Genomic DNA, 18291 nt, shown 5'->3' on the forward strand with positions numbered 1-18291 from the left:
CTTAATAATATGCTTTCCAACACGCAAAAGGTGTTGCAAGCGGCGGAACAATTCACGCCTATGGTGGAACAATACGGTCCAGTGATTAAAAACCTGCCTTCCATGTGGAAAGTTTTCCGAAGCATATCATCAGCCGATGAGACCAAGGACGACGGAGCTTCCGTTGAAAGCGGGCCCGCGGTTGGGGCACAAGAAAACAATGAGGTAAAAACGGTTTCGAAGAAAAAAGAAAAAGCTATAGAAGCTAACCCCACTGCGCCAGTTCGTCCCGAAACCAAAAGGAAGAGATCTTCAGGTCCCAAGCTTTATATTTAAAGGCTACAAAAAAATTACCAATAACTGATTTTATGTAAATATGATGTTTTGTAATATCATCTATGGTCTTATATAATAGAAAGGTATAAAAAGTGAGAGTTTCTTGCCTTGAAGGAGGACACATAGATGAAAGTGATTAAAATTTCCCCGCGCGGCTATTGTTATGGCGTTGTCGATGCCATGGTCATCGCCCGAAATGCGGCTTTAGATAAAACCTTGCCACGTCCCATTTACATTTTAGGAATGATCGTGCATAACAAACATGTGACGGATGCGTTTGAAGAAGAAGGCATCATCACGTTGGACGGCAGCAACCGCAACGATATCATCGAACAGGTGGACAGCGGAACCGTCATCTTTACTGCTCACGGCGTTTCGCCTGAGATCAGGAAGATCGCTGAGAAAAAAGGGCTTGTGACGCTTGATGCAACATGTCCCGATGTTACCGCAACACATGACTTAATTCGGGAAAAACAAGCGGAAGGCTATCAAATCATTTATATTGGCAAAAAAGGCCATCCGGAACCTGAGGGTGCTGTCGGAGTTGCTCCCGATGTCGTTCACCTGGTTCAAAAGGATGAAGATGTGGAAGCCTTGACTTTGAATAGTGATAAGATCATCGTCACCAATCAAACAACGATGAGCCAATGGGATGTTTTGGATATCATGGATAAGGTCAAGGAAAAGTTCCCACATGCCGAAGTCCATAAGGAAATTTGCTTAGCGACACAGGTTCGCCAAGAAGCCGTTGCCGAGCAAGCTGGCGAAGCTGATGTTTTAATCGTTGTCGGAGATCCTAAGAGTAATAATTCAAACCGTCTTGCACAAGTGTCCCAAGAGATTGCCGGGACGAGAGCTTATCGAATCGCTGACATTTCCGAGCTAAACCTTGAATGGCTAAAAGATGCAGAAACGGTTGCCGTCACTTCGGGGGCTTCTACACCAACTCCGATCACGAAGGAAGTTATCGCATTTCTAGAACAATATGAAGCAAATGATGAATCCACTTGGAATACCGAAAAGAAAACGCCATTGCATAAAATTTTACCTAAAATTAAAGTGAAGAAATGATTGCACAAATACAAAGGCAGCCACTAAGGCTGCCTTTTTCGTGTTATCAAATGAAGCGGAATGGGTCTGTATTCAGCCTGGATGGAATGAATTCCACATCAAAGTTCTTTTCGCGGCACGTTTTTTCAAGGAATCGTGCCACCCCTTTTTTCATCACCTTTTCAACATTGTGGCCGGGATCGACGATATTCAGTCCAATCATCATCGCGTCATGGGCTGTATGGTAATACATATCACCTGTAACGTAAACATCGGCACCCTTGAATTTTGCTGTCGTAAAGTATTTATTGCCGTCTCCGCCCAAAACGGCCACTTTTTTTATCGGACTTTGCAGATCTCCCACGACACGCACCTTTTCAACATCGAGTGTCCGCTTCACATGTTCGGAAAATTGTTCAAGCGTCATTTCTTCGGCAAGTACACCAATCTTTCCTAAGCCAAGTGACTCCCCTTTATTCTCCAGTTTATATATATCGTGAGCAACCTCTTCATATGGATGGGCTTTAATCATCGCAGCTAGTACTTTCTTCTCGATATTTTCCGGGAATATCGTTTCAATCCGAATTTCAGCTACTTCTTCAAGCCTTCCTTCAGAGCCGATAACCGGTTCACTGCCTTCACCTGGCAAGAAGCGTCCGGTACCTTCCCCCGAAAACGAACAATTGCTGTAGTTCCCGATCGCTCCGGCCCCCGCCTTGCCCAGGGCTTCCCTCACCTTTTGTTCGTCGGTCTTTGGAACATATACGACCAATTTCTTAAGAGCTGTCTCAAAGGTTGGAATCAATACCTCTGTGTCCTGCAATTGAAGAGCTTCGGCAAGTAAATCATTCACTCCGCCCTTAGCAACATCCAAATTGGTATGTGCAGCGTAAACAGCGATATCATGTTTGATCAGCTTTTCGATGATGCGGCCTCCAGCTGTGTTTGTATCGATCCTTTTCAATGGTCGGTAAATTAACGGATGGTGGGCAATGATCAATTCCACGCCATGTTCGATCGCTTCGTCTACAACCTCTTCCAGCACATCAAGGGCAATCAGCACTTTAGTAACCGGCTTATTTAGCTGCCCGACATGCAGCCCGATTGGATCTCCCTCCATTGCATAATGCTTTGGTGAGAATTGTTCAAACATCTCAATGATTTTGTGACCATTCACTGTCTTCAACCTTTAAGTACCTCCTCGATTACCGAAATTTGGGATTTCAATTCATTGCGCTTCGTTTCCAGTCCGCTTCTTCCGCTTTCATCCAATTGTTCGATGATTCTCTCCAAATGTTTTTTCTCAAGCTGCCATTTTTTTATGAAAATATCACTGAATTGCTCTCTTAAGAATGGACCGAAAGTGAGGCCCGTTTGCTTGTTTACACCATAAGGGCGGAGCGGGTCTCCTTTTTTGGCAATTAAGATCTCATAGATCTTCCCATCTTCCTCAAGAATCTCCTCTCCACAAAGCTCCCAGCCGTTTTCGATTAGCCAGCTGCGAACATTCGCTGCACCGACATTAGGCTGAAGGATTAGCCTTTCTGCCTTGCCGAGTTTCGCTTTTCCGCTTTCCAATATACTTGATATTAAAGTCCCTCCCATGCCTGCAATCGTAATGCATGTCGCTTCATCGGGATTCAATACTTCAAGCCCATCTCCTTTACGGACCTCTATCTTGTCTCCAAGACCCGTCATTGCCACTTGCTTGCGTGCTGACTGATAGGGTCCTTCTACAACCTCACCTGCTATGGCGCTGGCACACAAGCCGTTAGTCACCGCATAGCACGGCAAGTAAGCATGGTCTGATCCTATGTCTGCCAGGATGCTTCCTTTTGGTATATGTATGGCAACACGTTCTAATCTCATCGATAGTTTTTCATGATTCATATTTATCAACTCTCTTAATTCAAATAATGTCTTGCTATAATTACTTTCCCATTCGATTATACCAAGTTCAATCGAAAAATTACAGAAAGGAGAAATAGGGTTCTTTCTAATGGGCAAAAGAAAAACTGCAATCTGGATTCTTCCTTTTCTGAACAAATGAAAAACTGACTCAAAAAGTTCGCTTTCCAACGATTTCTTGAGTCAGTTTCATGAATTATTTCAGTCCATGAATATATTCGGCCATGGCGTCAATGTTCTGTTCTTCGACTAAACCTGGTGGCATTGCACCTCGTCCATTAGTGATCACGTTTTTAACCTCGTCCACCGACAGACGATCGCCAACTCCTTTTAGAGCAGGCCCGACACCGCCTTGATAGGCGTCACCATGACAAGAGATACAGTTTTGCTTATAAATGTCCTCAGGTGATGCTGAGGCATTTTCTGTTTCTTCTGTCTTTTCGCCGCCCTCTTTTTCCTTGGCAAGATCTTTGGCATCACCCAAACCTTTAAACGAAAGTAAAAACATAAGTCCAATACCAAAAACCATGATAATAATAAAAGGCATTACTGGATTGCGCTTCATAGTATTTCCTCCCCTATGTAGAACCTAAACTTACCATATTTAATATTATATACAAACAGCTATATATTATTTTACTTGAAAAGAGTTTCAAGTAAAAGCCCAAAAATAGAAGATATTATATAATTTCTTAAAATTGTCAAAAACTTATGTATATTTCCAAACAATTTTACTTTTTCTTACATATGTTTCATAATACCCAAAAATCATTATTTAAAACCGCTGGAGTGTCCTTGAATTATATTATTAAAAAGTAAAGAGTGACCAGTGCTCCAAGGCTTCCCGCTATGGAAAAATGGAGCAGCTTCAGCTTATAGCCCAATAAAATCCAGAGTCCGCAATTAATGAATAAGAAAATATAAAGGATACCCGCTTTGCCGGGTGCCATGAATTCCGCCAAACTGACAGTTAATAAAAGCAATGATAGTACCATCCCCATCAACGCCATCTGAAAAATGATTTTCCTGCCTTTTAAGCGGCGGACTGCTTGCCCAAAGACAAGTATTGAAATTGTTGTCATAAGCATTTGCATTCTTATGGTTATTTCAGTAAAATAATTCAAAAATACAATAAATGCAAAAAAAGTTCCAATCAACACCCAGAAAAAGATATCGTTTTTTTTGCTCGCGGTTTCATTCGATTTTGATGGCGGAAGTTCGCCTTGACCGTATAATGCAAGCAGGTAATTACAATATTGCTCCGGAAGCATAYGACTTTCCTTCCAGGAGTTTATTTCTTGAATGATGATTTTCTTTCTCATTTCATCCATGAATCTCACATCCTCATGATGATCTTCTTTTTAACGGCTAAGCTTTTAAATCTTTTTCCTTTATATGAAAAAAACAGATAACCATTGTTCTGATTAGGATATTTTTACATCGGAATTGAAAAAAAGAGCCGCTCCCGAACGCTGTGCATTCAAAGAGGGCTCTGTTAAGGGCATATATTCTATTCAAGGAAATCTTTCAATCGTTTGCTTCTGCTTGGATGTCTCAGTTTACGCAGCGCCTTCGCTTCGATTTGACGGATACGCTCGCGGGTGACCCCAAACACTTTACCTACCTCTTCAAGAGTACGGGTACGGCCATCATCAAGTCCAAAGCGGAGTCTCAAGACGTTCTCTTCACGGTCAGTAAGAGTATCCAATACGTCTTCAAGCTGTTCTTTCAATAGTTCATATGCTGCATGCTCCGATGGGGAAGTCGCATCCTGATCTTCAATGAAATCACCTAAATGTGAATCGTCTTCTTCACCTATTGGCGTTTCCAATGAAACAGGCTCCTGAGCTATTTTCAAGATTTCACGAACTTTTTCGGGAGTCAGGTCCATATCCTCTGCAATTTCTTCCGGTGAAGGTTCACGTCCTAAATCCTGAAGAAGCTGTCTTTGGACACGAATCAATTTATTGATGGTTTCCACCATATGCACCGGTATCCGGATCGTTCTTGCTTGGTCGGCAATGGCACGGGTTATCGCTTGGCGAATCCACCATGTTGCATACGTACTGAATTTGAATCCCTTGCGGTAATCAAATTTTTCCACAGCTTTGATAAGTCCCATATTACCTTCCTGAATCAAATCAAGGAAAAGCATTCCGCGTCCGACATAACGCTTGGCGATACTGACAACAAGACGTAGGTTAGCTTCTGCCAAACGGCGCTTCGCTTCTTCATCTCCATCTTCAATTCTCGTCGCCAAAGAGATTTCCTCTTCTGCCGATAAAAGGTCGACCCGGCCAATTTCCTTTAAATACATGCGTACTGGGTCATTGATTTTCACGCCAGGAGGAACACTTAAATCATTTAAGTCAAACTCTTCTTCTTTTGCAAGTTTCTTCTCATCTGGATCATCTTCATCTTCGTCTTCCTCACCATCAGTGAGTATTTCGACGCCGTTTTCTGCTAACACCTCATAGAACTCATCCATTTGATCGGAATCCAACTCAAAACCGCCAATCATTTCAGCGATTTTTTCTAAAGTCAAAGAGCCTCGTTTTTTACCTAGCTCTAGTAGTTTTTCTTTCACCTGTTCAAGGCTAAATTCATTATCAACTTGTTTGGAACGTGCTGGTTTTTCAGCCATTAGTTCCCCTCCTTCCAGGACTTACACCTAAACGACTACAACATTTTACGCAATTTAATGATTTCCATGGCAATTTGTGCAGCAGTGACATAATCACTTCGTCTAACTGCATCTTTTTCTTCAACTTGTTTTTCTTTTATCTTTAACAACTTTTCATATTTCAACACTTGATTTATACAATCGGTCAGTTCTTTATCGGTAACTTCCTCATTCACTGACATCATTTCTATTTCCGAAACGATCCTTCTCAAGTTTGGATCCGGTAAATAAGTAAGGAAAAAGCTTGTATCCGGTTCGTGTCCATCTTCATAGAACGCATATAAATAGGTGATGATTGCCTGATGTTCATCTACATGAAAGACCGTTTGCCCAAGCAACTGCTGAATTTTGAAAGTCATATCCCTGCTTTTCAGCATATGGGCAATCAACTTCGTTTCAGCATTATGGTGAGCAGGTTTTAACTTATGCTCATATTGCAGGGCCATTTTCTTTTGGGCTGCTGGCTGCGGCAATGTCCCCTTCTTGCGTTCCGTAAAGAACACCTGACGCTGCTGCTGTTCCAGCGCATCCAATGAAAGGGAAAATTCAGAGGATAGCTGCCGGAGATAATGATCCCTCTCCACTGCATTGGGCAATCGCGAAATTTCTTTAAGGACTTCTTCGATATATTGAATTCGATCTCCTTCATTATTTACATTTTTCCCTCGACGCAAATAATGCATTTTGAATGCCATGTAGGTTAAACTGGCCCCTATTACTTCAGAAACAAAGCTTTTTTCACCGAATTCCTTTATGTAGTCATCGGGGTCCAGGTTATCAGGCATGAGAGCGACTTTCACGGAAAACTCATGGTCCTGTAGCATATTGACTGCACGATTGGCAGCGTTCAATCCCGCTGAGTCCGAATCGTAGCAAATAAGTATCTGGTCAGTATTTCTTTTTAAAAGCTGGATATGCTGGTCCGTCAGGGCAGTGCCCATTGTAGCGACCGCATTCTCCACACCTGCGCCAACTGCTGAAATGCAATCGGCAAAGCCTTCAAAAATGACTGCTTGTTCTTTCTTTCGTATGTGTGGTCTTGCATGATGGAAATTATATAAAGTTTTACTTTTATTAAAGATTGGCGTTTCAGGACTATTCAAATATTTGGGCTCATCGTCCCCCATTGCTCTTCCTGAAAACGCAATCGTATTTCCTTGATGATCCATAATTGGAAACATGACTCTATTTCTGAAACGGTCAAAATATGACTCGTCTTTTTCCCTGAAAATAATAAGCCCTGCCTGCTCCATGTATTCCGCTGGAAACCCGCGTTTTAAAAGAAACTTGGACACGAAGTCCCATGAATCCAAGGAGTAGCCAATTTGGAACTTTTCTATCGTCTCTTCAGTAAACCCTCGTTTAAGTAAATATTCGAGAGCATCCTGCCCCTCTTTCGTATTAACGAGGAGATGATGATAAAACTTCCTCAGCAGGTCATGGGCTTCAACCATTTGCTGAGCGCCTGCCGGCATGTTGGAACGCTTGGAATCCTTATTGATTTCAACTTCCAAAGGAACATTTCCTTTTTCAGCTAAAACTTTTGCAGATTCCACAAAGCTGTAGCCTTCTATATCCATTAAGAAGGTAAAAATATTTCCGCCTGCCCCGCAACCGAAACAGTGAAAGATTTGTTTTTCCGTTGAAACGGAAAACGAGGGCGAGTTTTCACCATGAAAAGGACATAGGCCAAAGTAATTGCGCCCCTGCTTCTTCAGCTGGACATACTCCCCAATTAAATCAACAATGTCAACAGCTTCACGAATTTGATTAATTTTCTCATCTTCTATACGGCCATTTATCATTTTTCCACCTTGCAATATTGGTGATAGTTTCTTATTCGATACTGTTTCCTAATTCCCTGCAAAGTTCGACAATGTTTTCATAAGTTTATTTGTAAAACATGCACGATCTTCCTTTGTGAATGCTTTCGGCCCTTTCGTATGCTTACCCTGCCTGCGGAGTTTCGCCGACTGATAACGCATATCCAAGAGCATGAAAATATTCTCTTCCGTGTATTCTTTTCCCCTTGGCGAAAGGACATAAACGTTTTTAGGAAGCAGTGTCCCAGCCAAACCAATATCTGCAGTAACGACAATATCACCCTTTTTTACTGAGTTTACTATATAAAGATCTGCCGCTTCTTTGTCTGCATCGACATATACCCATTTACCTTCAGGGTTATTCATCATATTTTTATATGATGCAACAAAACAGACTTCAATTTCGTGCAAACTTGCACAATGAAGGATTTCGTCTTTCACCGGGCATGCATCGGCATCGACGTGTATCGTAGGTTTATTATTCATACCTTCTAATTCTACATCTTTCTGCATAATCCTTTTTCTCCCCTAAACTTTATGAAGATATGGTGAATTTCCGGCATGATTCAAAGCGTTCCCTCTAAAAGAGCAAACATTATCCTTCAAAGAATACCTGTTTATGCAAGTGAAAGCACCTCATTTGCCTTGAAAAAGACCAGCCCTTCCTGAATTATACGGAACATGTCGAATTATTTTTATGATAAAAACCTTGACATCTCATTAACCTTTAGTTTATTCCTTATTAATTAAGTCTAAACCTTAAGATTACTTTTTTCTCACAATTTTTTATTATAGTCTATTTGATTAGAAGATGCCAACATTTAAATCCCGAATGTGTTTTCATGCAAATCAATGGATTTGCATGAGGAAACTAAGAGGAATTTTATGTAATTATTTTGAATTTATTCTTATTAATCCCTTATTTGACCTTGGCATTAAAATGTGAGCTGACACATAGAGTGTCTAGCTCACATTTTGATTTGCCTTAATTTAAGGATCAACGGTTTTTGTTTTGAAGGATATTGATGATTAAATTGGCTGTTTCTTCAACAGCTTTATTGGTTACATCAATGATAGGACAATTCAGCCTTGATATGATTTTATCAAAGTATGTCAATTCTTCTTTTATGCGCTCCACATTTGCGTAAATGGCATGATCATTGAGCCCAAGTGACTTTAATCGTTCTTTACGAATATGGTTCAGCTTTTCCGGGCTGATCTTTAAACCAATGCATTTTTCAGGAGGTACCAGGAACAGCTCTTCTGGCGGTTCCACTTCAGGCACTAAAGGTACGTTCGCCACTTTATAGCGTTTGTGGGCTAAATATTGTGATAATGGCGTTTTGGAAGTGCGTGAAACACCCACAAGGACGATGTCTGCACGTAAAATGCCGCGAGGGTCACGTCCATCATCATATTTTACAGCAAATTCAATGGCTTCCACACGCTTGAAATAGTCATCATCCAGCTTTCTTACCAGACCAGGTTCATTAAGCGGCCCTTTTGGAGCCCTTTCCTGAAGGATGTCCATGAGCGGCCCTAAAATGTCATAAGCAGCCAGGTTTTCTTTCTCGACCTGTGCTTTCATATACGCTCTAATTGCTGGCTTCACCAGAGTATAAGCAATGATCGCCCCATCCAACTTAGCCAGTGATATCACTTCATCCACGTTTTGTTCATCTTCAATATACGGAATTCTCTTTATGGAAAAAGCAGATCCCGAGAACTGGCTTGCAGCGGCTTTTGTGACCAATTCCGCTGTTTCTCCTACTGAATCCGATACAACATATATAATAGAACCGTTCATATTCTCCGTCATTCCTTTTGCAAGCCCCCTAATAGCCTTCATCAGCCAAAGCTACGAATGCTTTCGTAATATTGGTTTTTGTAATCCTTCCAATTACTTCATAGCCCTTTTCTGTGTCTTTGACGACCGGTAATGAGTCGATTTGTTTATCAATCAGTTTTTTGGCAACATCAATCAAAAGGTCTTCTTTTGAACACATTGTAATATTGGGCATCCTAGTCATGATGATATTGACTGGAATGGAGTTAAGCTCTTGTTTCCCAATACTCGCACGCAATAAGTCTTTCCTTGATAAAACACCAACAAGCAATGCATGCTTATCGACGACGAACATTGTTCCGACATCTTCTAAAAACATCATGACGATTGCATCGTATACGGAAATGCCCTCGTCAACGACGACAGGTATCGATTGGTAGTCCCGTACATAAAGATGGTTAAGGCTATCTGTCAAAAGCTGTGTCCCTGACCTGCCTGTATAGAAATACCCCACTCTGGGCCGGGCATCAAGAAAACCTGCCATCGTTAAAATCGCTAAATCCGGGCGAAGTGTCGCCCTGGTAAGGTTCAATCTATCCGCAATATGTTCTCCAGTAATCGGTCCGTTTTCTTTTACAATTTGTAAAATTTGTTCCTGACGCTTATTCAATTGGATTATAATCACCACCCCACTGCTTTCGCAGAGTAAAGTAACAAAAGTTATTCATTTAATAATTATATACTAAATAATTTAATTAGGGCATTTTTGTCCTATTTATTGATCATTTATCTTTTTAAGAAATCGGAAACCCATATTCAAAGGGTTTCCGATTCCATACATCCTTTCGATCATGTAAGGATGATTTTATTCATGGCAGCAAAACCTGCAACCAAATCACTGATTTCCTTCATTAAGGATAAACGGTTGTTGCGGATTGCTTCATCCTCTGCCATGACCATTGTATTCTCGAAATATGACTCTATTTCCGATTGAAGCGAAACAAGCTCTTCAAACCGCTCATTCTCATCTTTAGATTCCATATAACGCATTGCCACTTTTTGATATTTTACATATAACGCATTTTCTTGATCATTTTCAAAGGCAGCAGGGTCGACTGTCACCTGATTGTCACATTTTACGGCAATGTTCATGACCCTGCTTAGAGCTTCCAGGCTTTCCTTAAAGCCTGCTTCTTCTTTTTTCGCATCCAATACATGTGCACGTTCCACGATTGAGTGGATATAACCGATCTCATTGAACAAAACTGCGTCAATCAAATCATAACGGATTTGCTGTTCTTGAAGCATGTGTTTGACACGTGCTTTAAAGAATGTGAACATATCCGCTTTAACTTCTTCAAGATCACGTTTTAAGATACCTTTTGATTCCGGTCCTTTAAGACCTAAAACAATAAGCTCCTCTAATGAAATATTCCATTTCTTCTCAGCTAGAATTTGGACGACACCGGTAGCCTGCCTTCTTAATGCGTAAGGATCCTGGGAACCTGTCGGGATGACGCCAATAGCGAAGAACGAAGACAATGTATCAATTTTTTCAGCCAAACTCACAACCGCGCCAATGACTGAAGGCGGTACAGCATCATCCGCATGCCTTGGCATATAATGTTCATTGATAGCCGCTGCCACTTCTTTTGCTTCCCCTTTTAAGAGAGCATATTTTTCACCCATATACCCTTGCAATTCAGGGAATTCATAAACCATATTACTTACCAAATCGAACTTGGCAATTGCCGCTGTACGAAGCGCCATTTCTTTTTCCGCCTTTAAATTCAAAGCATCTGCAAGAGCGCCRGTCACTTCAGTTACCCGGGCGGTTTTCTCGGCCAATGTACCGATTTCTTCATGATAAACGATGCTGTCAAGCTTTTTCAAAGCATCCGAAATCTCTTTTTTCTGATCTTCTTTATAGAAAAATGCTGCATCCGATAAGCGGGCACGCAATACTTTTTCATTACCTTTAGAAACCTTATCCAAATGGCGGTCATCGCCGTTGCGCACGGTTACAAAGTAAGCAAGCAGGTTCCCTTCTTGATCTTTAACAGGGAAATAACGTTGGTGTTCCTTCATTGATGTGATAAGTACCTCAGCAGGAAGCTCAAGGAATTCTTCTTCAAAATGTCCAAATAACACCGTTGGATACTCTACCAAATTATTTACCTCTTCAAGCAGATCTTCATCGACAGGGATGATCCAGCCTTTCTCCTGCTCAAGCTCTTTAATCTGATCCAATATAACTTGCCGGCGTTTATCTGGATCTGCCATTACAAATTGTTCTGTCAGCGTATCTTCGTACCGTTCCGGCTGCTCGATGATGGCGCTATTGCCTAAGAAACGATGTCCTTTTGTTTCACGGCCCGTTTCCACATCAGCAATGCTGAATGGCACTATTTCATTGCCAAATAAGGCAATCAGCCATTTAATCGGACGGACGAAGCGGAGCTCCTGATTGGCCCAGCGCATATTTTTCGGGAACGTCATGCCGCTGATGATTTCAGCAAGCTCAGATAAAAGCTGAACGGTCTGCTGTCCTTTTATGAATTTATTTACATGGACATATTCCACACCCTTGAGTTCTTTAAAATAAATGTCCTCTGAAGTCATGCCTTGACCCCTGACGAATCCCAATGCTGCTTTAGACCAGTTGCCTTCGCTGTCCAACGCGATTTTTTTGGCCGGACCTTTTGCCTCTTCTTCGATATCCTTTTGGGATTCTTCCACGTCCTTCACCAATACGGCCAAACGTCTTGGTGTGGAAAAAGCTTCAACCGTCCCGAATTCTATCGCTTTTTCCGTTAGCCATTTCTGCACTTTATCTGACAACTGTTTCATTGATGCTGTCACAAAACGGGCAGGCAGCTCTTCCAATCCAATCTCCAATAACAAATCACGCTTGCTCATTTGTATTCTCCCCTTTCACTTTCAGGATCGGGAAGCCTAATTTTTCCCGCTCTTCATAGAAGGTTTTGGCAACCTTACGCGCTAAGTTACGGCACCGGGCAATATAACCCGTTCTTTCCGTCACCGAGATGGCACCTTTGGCATCCAAAAGGTTAAATGTATGGGAACATTTCAAAACATAATCATATGCAGGATGTACAAGTCCTTCTTCCATTTGTCGATGCGCTTCCTTTTCATACATCGTGAAAAGCTGAAACAGCATGTCAAGGTCGGAGGTTTCGAACGTATATTTCGAATGTTCGTATTCCGGCTGACCAAATATATCGCGAACAGTGAATCCATTTGTCCATTCTAGGTCAAATACGTTTTCCTTATCTTGAATGTAAGAGGCGAGACGTTCGATCCCGTATGTAATTTCCACGGAAACCGGTTTACACTCAAGGCCGCCCACCTGTTGGAAATATGTAAATTGCGTGATTTCCATTCCATCAAGCCACACTTCCCAACCGAGTCCGGCACACCCTAGAGATGGATTTTCCCAATTGTCCTCCACAAAGCGAATATCATGCTCGAGCGGATTTATCCCTAAAGCACGTAATGAATCCAAATACAACTCTTGGATATTGTCAGGAGACGGCTTCATGATCACTTGGAACTGATGATGCTGATACAGTCGATTAGGGTTCTCACCATAACGACCGTCAGCAGGACGGCGGGAAGGCTCTACGTAAGCCACGCTCCAAGGCTCCGGTCCAATGGCTCTCAGGAACGTGTATGGGCTCATCGTTCCTGCCCCTTTCTCGACATCATAAGCATTCATCAATATGCAGCCTTGCTCAGACCAATGCTTTTGTAACGTTAAAATCATATTTTGAATATTCATCGTACACCTCCAGGTTATTTAAACGGCTTTTAGATTAAAGGTCGGAAACCCATTACATTTAGGCAAACAAAAAACTCCCGTCCCTATGCGAAATGCATAGGGACGAGAGTATACCCGCGGTTCCACCCTAATTGCCGTTTACAAAACGGCCTCTTTTCAAAGCAACATGCTCCGGAAACGCCCTTCCCTGTAAATCCATATCCCGGCTTCCACCGTCCCGGGTTCGCTTTTTATGGAGAATGACAGATACTCTTTTCCATCAACGCAATCTTCTTATTTTGATGATTAGAATTTTATACAAACTAGCATGGAATGTCAATAGGTCAGAACCTAAAACATATCTTTCATCGTATCAATCTGTTTCAGGAACTTTTTTGATTTCAAAAGCAGACCGGAATATTCCTCATAATATGCATCGATGATCTTCCGCAGTTCTTTTTTCGTTTCAGGCTTGACGGAAATGTTTCCGAGCCTTGATAAATCTAAATAATAAAAAATCCGAAGCAATTTGACGGCTGCAGGTGAAATTTTAAAATGATAAGGGTCTTTCCCCAGACAGCGGTGACAAATAAAGCCCGCTTCCCGAAGCGAGAAGGAGAATTCCCCTTCCGTTTCACCACATACAGCACACTGATTCAACACTGGGTTAATCCCATTGACGGGCAGCATCTTCATTTCAAAAATGAATGTCAAAACCTCCGCGTCATATTCCTCGTTTATGTAATGCAAGGTTTGCGAAAGCAATTCATACAAATATGGATTCGGTTTCTTATCCTCGACGCTTTTATCAAGCAATTCAACAATATATGAAGCATAAGCGGTGGCAAAAAGATCCTCCCTTATGAAACGGAGTGAATCGACCATTTCGCCTTGCTGAAGACTGCCGAGTCCGGTTGATGTGGTTACAAGAAAATACCCGGAGCAAAAAAGCTGTGTGACGGCAGAAAGCCTGCTGTTAGGTTTACTGGCCCCTCTCGCCATGACGCCAATTTTCCCTAGCTCACGGGTATATATAGTAATGATTTTGTTATTTTCTCCATATGCAGTTCGCCTTATGACAATGCCCTCACATTTTTGGAGCATACCAAGACACCACCCATGCTCGCCAAGGCTAACCTATGAAACAGGAAAATCAATTTCTGCTAGCTCATCATTCAATCCCAAGTGTCTTTCCTGTCTTTCGACTTCTATCTCCTTAAACAGCAAATAGGTGTCCACATTACCTGTTTCTGTGAATAATTCCCAGGTAAAATCCAACATATAAAGCCCACCTTTCATTTTAACTAGCAATATGAATATCCGACCATATGATTAGCTTGACCGTTTTCCTAACTTTCATGACGCGTAAATTTTGTTAATTAATACTCGCTTTCATTGAAGCCGTAATCGCGAAGCTGGCTTGCTTTGTTACGCCAATCCTTCTGTACCTTCACCCACAGTTCCAAGAAAACTTTAGAGCCCAATAGGTTTTCGATATCCACCCTGGCACGGCTGCCGACTTCTTTAAGCATTTTCCCTTGCTTTCCGATGACAATGCCCTTTTGTGAATCCCGTTCGACAACGATAGTCGCCATGACATTGATGGTGTCGCTATTATCCATCTTTTTAATTGAATCGATGACAACAGCCACTGAATGTGGAATTTCTTCCCGTGTCAGGTGCAGTACCTTCTCGCGGACCAATTCGGAAATGATAAAACGTTCCGGATGGTCGGTCACTTGGTCAGCTGGATAGAACTGGGGACCTTCAGGCAGATGCTCTTTGATTTGTTCAAGCAGAGTATCCACATTATTTCCTTCAAGCGCAGAAATCGGGACGACTGCCGCAAAAGGGTAAAGCTGTTGGTATTTTTCAATGATCGGAAGCAAATCATCTGGATGCATCGCATCGATTTTGTTTACGACCAGGAAAACAGGCGTTTTTACGGATTGAAGTTTTTCGATGATAAACTCGTCCCCGCGTCCGTATCCTTCAGTCGCATTGATCATGAAGAGAATCAAATCGACTTCTTTCAATGTATTCGTTGCCACTTTCATCATGAAGTCGCCAAGCTTATGCTTTGGTTTATGAATGCCGGGTGTATCGATGAAAATCATTTGTGAATCGTTTTGCGTAAGTACACCCTGGACCTTATTTCTTGTAGTTTGCGGTTTATCACTCATAATGGCGATTTTCTGGCCGATGACCCGATTCAGAAATGTACTTTTTCCAACATTAGGTCGTCCAATTATTGAAATGAAACCTGATTTGTAACCTTTTACTTGTGTATCGTCAAATAGTTTATCCATTTAAATCCTCCGGTGAAAAAGCTCCTGGAAGCAATTCCTGTACTGTTAGTTCTTTTATATCCCCATGTAAGTTGGTCAAAACGACCGGCATATCCTTTTCGCACAGTTCTGAAATAACCTGCCTGCATGCCCCGCATGGAGCGACGGGACCATCGGTATCCGCCACGACTGCAAGTTTGGTGAATTTTTTATCGTCATGGGCATAAGCGCTGAATAAAGCTGTCCTTTCGGCGCAATTACACATGCTGTATGCAGCATTTTCTATATTACAACCATGATAGACCTTTCCATCAGCGGTTAAAAGGGCTGCCCCCACCTTAAACTTGGAGTAAGGCACATAAGCTTTATCCCTTGCTTTTTTAGCTTCCTCAATCAATTCTTTTGTATTCAATTCACATCTTCCTTTCAAATTGAGTACCATTTCGGCAACCTACAGGCCAACCTTAGGCAAAAAGATAATCAATCCAACTATTATAGAAAATATAGCATATATGAATACAGCTCCGGCTGCAATATCTTTTGCCTGCTTGGCAAGCGGATGGATTTGGTCCGTTACCAGGTCCACTACCCTTTCAATCGCGGAATTAACGAGCTCCAACGTAATCGTACCGGCTATGGCCGCCAAAATGAAAAGCCACTCCATCCCATTCAATGAGAAGTGCCAACCAAAGAATACGACGATTGCCGTTAACGCGAAATGGATCTTGATATTGCGTTCAGTCCGAACAGCCTCCAAAATTCCCTGACAGGCGAAAGAGAAACTTTTTAATAAAGGATACTTTTTTTTATCCTTCTCTTGAAAGCCCATATTCTTCCAAGATCTCCTTTTGTTTAGTGAACATCACTTTTTCATCTTCTTCATTCATATGGTCGAATCCCAATAAATGAAGAAAACCATGCAGTGCTAAAAATCCAAGTTCCCGGTCAAATGAATGACCATATTCTTCAGCTTGTTCTTTCGTGCGTTCAATGGAAATGATGATATCACCTAACATGCGGGGCATTTCCGCTCCGACAATTTCCACTTCATCTTCCCCCATTTCTTCAAGCGCAAAAGAAATGACATCTGTAGCTGAATCTTTATGACGATATTCTTTATTGATTTCCCGAATCCTATCATTGTCTACAAATGTAACAGACAGCTCGGTGTCTTTTTCAATGTTTTCTTTTCTTGCCGCAAATTGAAGAATGCTTTCAACAAGCTGCTGAGCTTCCTCCGTTACTTCATTCGTTTCATCCATTAAATCGATAGCTAAAATCATTCTTTCACCTTCTGTCCTAATTTATCCGGCTCCGGATATTCAATCCTGGAGTGGAAGATACCATTCAGCGATTCACATAAGGAATGCTTCACGATACTTAATTCTCTCATAGTAATGTCACATTCATCAAATTGTCCATCAGAAATCCTGTCCTGAATGATGAAACTTACCAGCTCTTCAATCTTCTCCGGAGTTGGGTGCTTCATCGACCTCACTGCAGCTTCCACACTATCGGCTATGCCGATGACGGCCACTTCCTTCATTATCGCCCTCGGCCCGGGATATCGGTAGGCCGCCTCGAGTGTGGACTCATCCTGTTTTTTTGCCTTATGATAGAAAAATTTCAATAATGTGGTCCCATGATGCTGCTCTGCAATATCCACAATCTCTTTCGGGAATTTGTGACTACGCAGCATCTCCCCGCCATCTAAGGCATGGGCAATGATGACATCCCTGCTCGTTTCCGGCTGCAGCCGATCATGCGGGTTCTCTTCACTCATCTGATTTTCGATGAAGAAGTGCGGCCGCTTCGTTTTACCGATATCATGATAATAACTGCCGACCCTTGCCAGCAAGCCATTCGAGCCGATGGCTTCACAAGCCGATTCCGCCAAATTGGCGACCATTACACTATGATGATATGTCCCCGGAGCCTCAATCAAGATCTTCCGCAATAACGGATGATTGGGATTCGCGAGCTCGATAAGCTTAATCGATGATAAAATCCCGAAACCAGCCTCGAAAAACGGTAACAGGCCCATTGTCAAAACGGCTGCACCCACTCCAGAACCTAGGGCAGCAGAAGCATAATACAAGTACTCCATTCTAGTATAATGGCTGTCCATAATAAAGATGAGCGAAAAAACAAATGCCATATTGATTAAAGACAACAGCAGCCCCGCTACCAGCACCTTTGATTTGAAATTGGGCCTGGATAGGATGATGATTGCCGTCAATCCCCCGAAAATGATATAAAGCCCCATCGAGAAATCCAGATTTCCGGGTGTATCACCATTAAATATAATCGTACCATACGAACCTAACAATATGATCATTGCTACCGCTAACCTATCATTCAATAATATCTTGATGAGCATCGCCGCCATGGCACCCGGAAAAATGTATTCCAAGTTCGAGTTTTTCAGGTCTGCCAGAATGCTGACCGTTTTCATGGTAGCCATTGAAAGGATAAAGACAAGACTGAAGATCAATAACTGATTGTACTTGTTATCCTTTTTGGAAACGGAATAGTAGAAATAATAATAAAAAGCCGCAAAAGTCAGGAATATGAATAACAGCAGGCCGATATACGGGTAAATGGTGGACTCCGTATTTAAGAAGCCTGCCAGTTCAAGCTGCCTATATACATCCCTG

Annotated in this window: 20 protein-coding genes and 1 other annotated feature; of the genes, 2 read left to right on the forward strand and 18 right to left on the reverse strand. The window is 42.0% G+C overall.

Annotated features, from left to right (window positions below; translation table 11 throughout):
- A partial coding sequence (gene vrrA, locus AC1DVB_RS19290) for a VrrA/YqfQ family protein (RefSeq protein WP_477590520.1) occupies positions 1-315 on the forward strand: 315 nt, incomplete at its 5' end.
- 126 nt (positions 316-441) lie between these two features.
- A complete protein-coding gene (locus AC1DVB_RS19295) occupies positions 442-1386 on the forward strand; it encodes a 4-hydroxy-3-methylbut-2-enyl diphosphate reductase (protein ID WP_048685698.1) in 945 nt (314 codons plus the stop codon).
- Between the two features lie 46 nt (positions 1387-1432).
- Here AC1DVB_RS19295 and AC1DVB_RS19300 read toward each other — a convergent pair whose 3' ends face one another.
- The 18 genes from AC1DVB_RS19300 to AC1DVB_RS19385 all read right to left on the reverse strand — a co-directional run.
- On the reverse strand, positions 1433-2551 hold the full coding sequence (locus AC1DVB_RS19300) for a Nif3-like dinuclear metal center hexameric protein (RefSeq protein WP_477590522.1): 1119 nt from the start codon (positions 2549-2551) through the stop codon (positions 1433-1435).
- Positions 2548-3255, reverse strand: a complete 708-nt coding sequence (locus tag AC1DVB_RS19305; protein ID WP_057278884.1) for a tRNA (adenine(22)-N(1))-methyltransferase — start codon at positions 3253-3255, stop codon at positions 2548-2550. The genes AC1DVB_RS19300 and AC1DVB_RS19305 overlap by 4 nt, the downstream gene beginning before the upstream one ends.
- A 214-nt stretch (positions 3256-3469) precedes the next feature.
- Positions 3470-3838: a cytochrome c550 gene (gene cccA / locus AC1DVB_RS19310; protein ID WP_057278835.1), complete on the reverse strand. Its 369-nt coding sequence runs from the start codon at positions 3836-3838 to the stop codon at positions 3470-3472.
- A 235-nt stretch (positions 3839-4073) separates the two neighbouring features.
- Positions 4074-4604: a hypothetical protein gene (locus AC1DVB_RS19315; RefSeq protein ID WP_477590525.1), complete on the reverse strand. Its 531-nt coding sequence runs from the start codon at positions 4602-4604 to the stop codon at positions 4074-4076.
- 179 nt (positions 4605-4783) lie between these two features.
- Complete coding sequence (rpoD, locus tag AC1DVB_RS19320) at positions 4784-5917, reverse strand: RNA polymerase sigma factor RpoD (protein WP_034308477.1); 1134 nt, start codon at positions 5915-5917, stop codon at positions 4784-4786.
- Positions 5918-5952: 35 nt separating this feature from the next.
- Positions 5953-7758, reverse strand: coding sequence for a DNA primase (gene dnaG / locus AC1DVB_RS19325; protein WP_095389827.1), 1806 nt, complete (start codon positions 7756-7758; stop codon positions 5953-5955).
- Between the two features lie 51 nt (positions 7759-7809).
- Positions 7810-8265 carry a YaiI/YqxD family protein gene (locus AC1DVB_RS19330; RefSeq protein WP_034311344.1) on the reverse strand — a complete coding sequence of 152 codons (456 nt, stop codon included), beginning with the start codon at positions 8263-8265 and terminating at the stop codon, positions 7810-7812.
- A 511-nt stretch (positions 8266-8776) separates the two neighbouring features.
- A complete protein-coding gene (locus AC1DVB_RS19335) occupies positions 8777-9586 on the reverse strand; it encodes a pyruvate, water dikinase regulatory protein (RefSeq protein WP_034311346.1) in 810 nt (269 codons plus the stop codon).
- Between the two features lie 28 nt (positions 9587-9614).
- The gene (ccpN, locus tag AC1DVB_RS19340; protein WP_034308483.1) at positions 9615-10253 is read right to left on the reverse strand and encodes a transcriptional regulator CcpN; all 639 of its coding nucleotides are present in this window, start codon (positions 10251-10253) and stop codon (positions 9615-9617) included.
- Positions 10254-10414: 161 nt separating this feature from the next.
- Positions 10415-12484 (reverse strand): glycine--tRNA ligase subunit beta, encoded by a 2070-nt coding sequence (glyS, locus tag AC1DVB_RS19345; protein ID WP_477590528.1) that lies wholly within the window; start codon positions 12482-12484, stop codon positions 10415-10417.
- On the reverse strand, positions 12471-13367 hold the full coding sequence (gene glyQ, locus AC1DVB_RS19350; RefSeq protein ID WP_054400193.1) for a glycine--tRNA ligase subunit alpha: 897 nt from the start codon (positions 13365-13367) through the stop codon (positions 12471-12473). Before glyQ ends, glyS begins: the two co-directional genes overlap by 14 nt.
- A 95-nt stretch (positions 13368-13462) precedes the next feature.
- Positions 13463-13639, reverse strand: a binding site (T-box leader).
- 58 nt (positions 13640-13697) lie between these two features.
- The gene (gene recO / locus AC1DVB_RS19355) at positions 13698-14450 is read right to left on the reverse strand and encodes a DNA repair protein RecO (protein ID WP_034308490.1); all 753 of its coding nucleotides are present in this window, start codon (positions 14448-14450) and stop codon (positions 13698-13700) included.
- 33 nt (positions 14451-14483) lie between these two features.
- Positions 14484-14627 carry a YqzL family protein gene (locus AC1DVB_RS19360; protein WP_065310843.1) on the reverse strand — a complete coding sequence of 48 codons (144 nt, stop codon included), beginning with the start codon at positions 14625-14627 and terminating at the stop codon, positions 14484-14486.
- Positions 14628-14725: 98 nt separating this feature from the next.
- Positions 14726-15655, reverse strand: a complete 930-nt coding sequence (gene era / locus AC1DVB_RS19365) for a GTPase Era (protein ID WP_034308493.1) — start codon at positions 15653-15655, stop codon at positions 14726-14728.
- A complete protein-coding gene (locus AC1DVB_RS19370; RefSeq protein ID WP_048685709.1) occupies positions 15648-16046 on the reverse strand; it encodes a cytidine deaminase in 399 nt (132 codons plus the stop codon). The genes era and AC1DVB_RS19370 overlap by 8 nt, the downstream gene beginning before the upstream one ends.
- A gap of 39 nt (positions 16047-16085) precedes the next feature.
- The gene (locus AC1DVB_RS19375; protein ID WP_458344814.1) at positions 16086-16463 is read right to left on the reverse strand and encodes a diacylglycerol kinase family protein; all 378 of its coding nucleotides are present in this window, start codon (positions 16461-16463) and stop codon (positions 16086-16088) included.
- Positions 16441-16917 (reverse strand): rRNA maturation RNase YbeY, encoded by a 477-nt coding sequence (gene ybeY, locus AC1DVB_RS19380; RefSeq protein ID WP_034308501.1) that lies wholly within the window; start codon positions 16915-16917, stop codon positions 16441-16443. Before ybeY ends, AC1DVB_RS19375 begins: the two co-directional genes overlap by 23 nt.
- Positions 16914-18291 (reverse strand): HD family phosphohydrolase (locus tag AC1DVB_RS19385; RefSeq protein WP_477590531.1); only part of this gene is annotated, 1378 nt, incomplete at its 5' end. The genes AC1DVB_RS19385 and ybeY, both read right to left, overlap by 4 nt.

The sequence above is a fragment of the Peribacillus sp. P4_D6 genome, assembly GCF_056401795.1.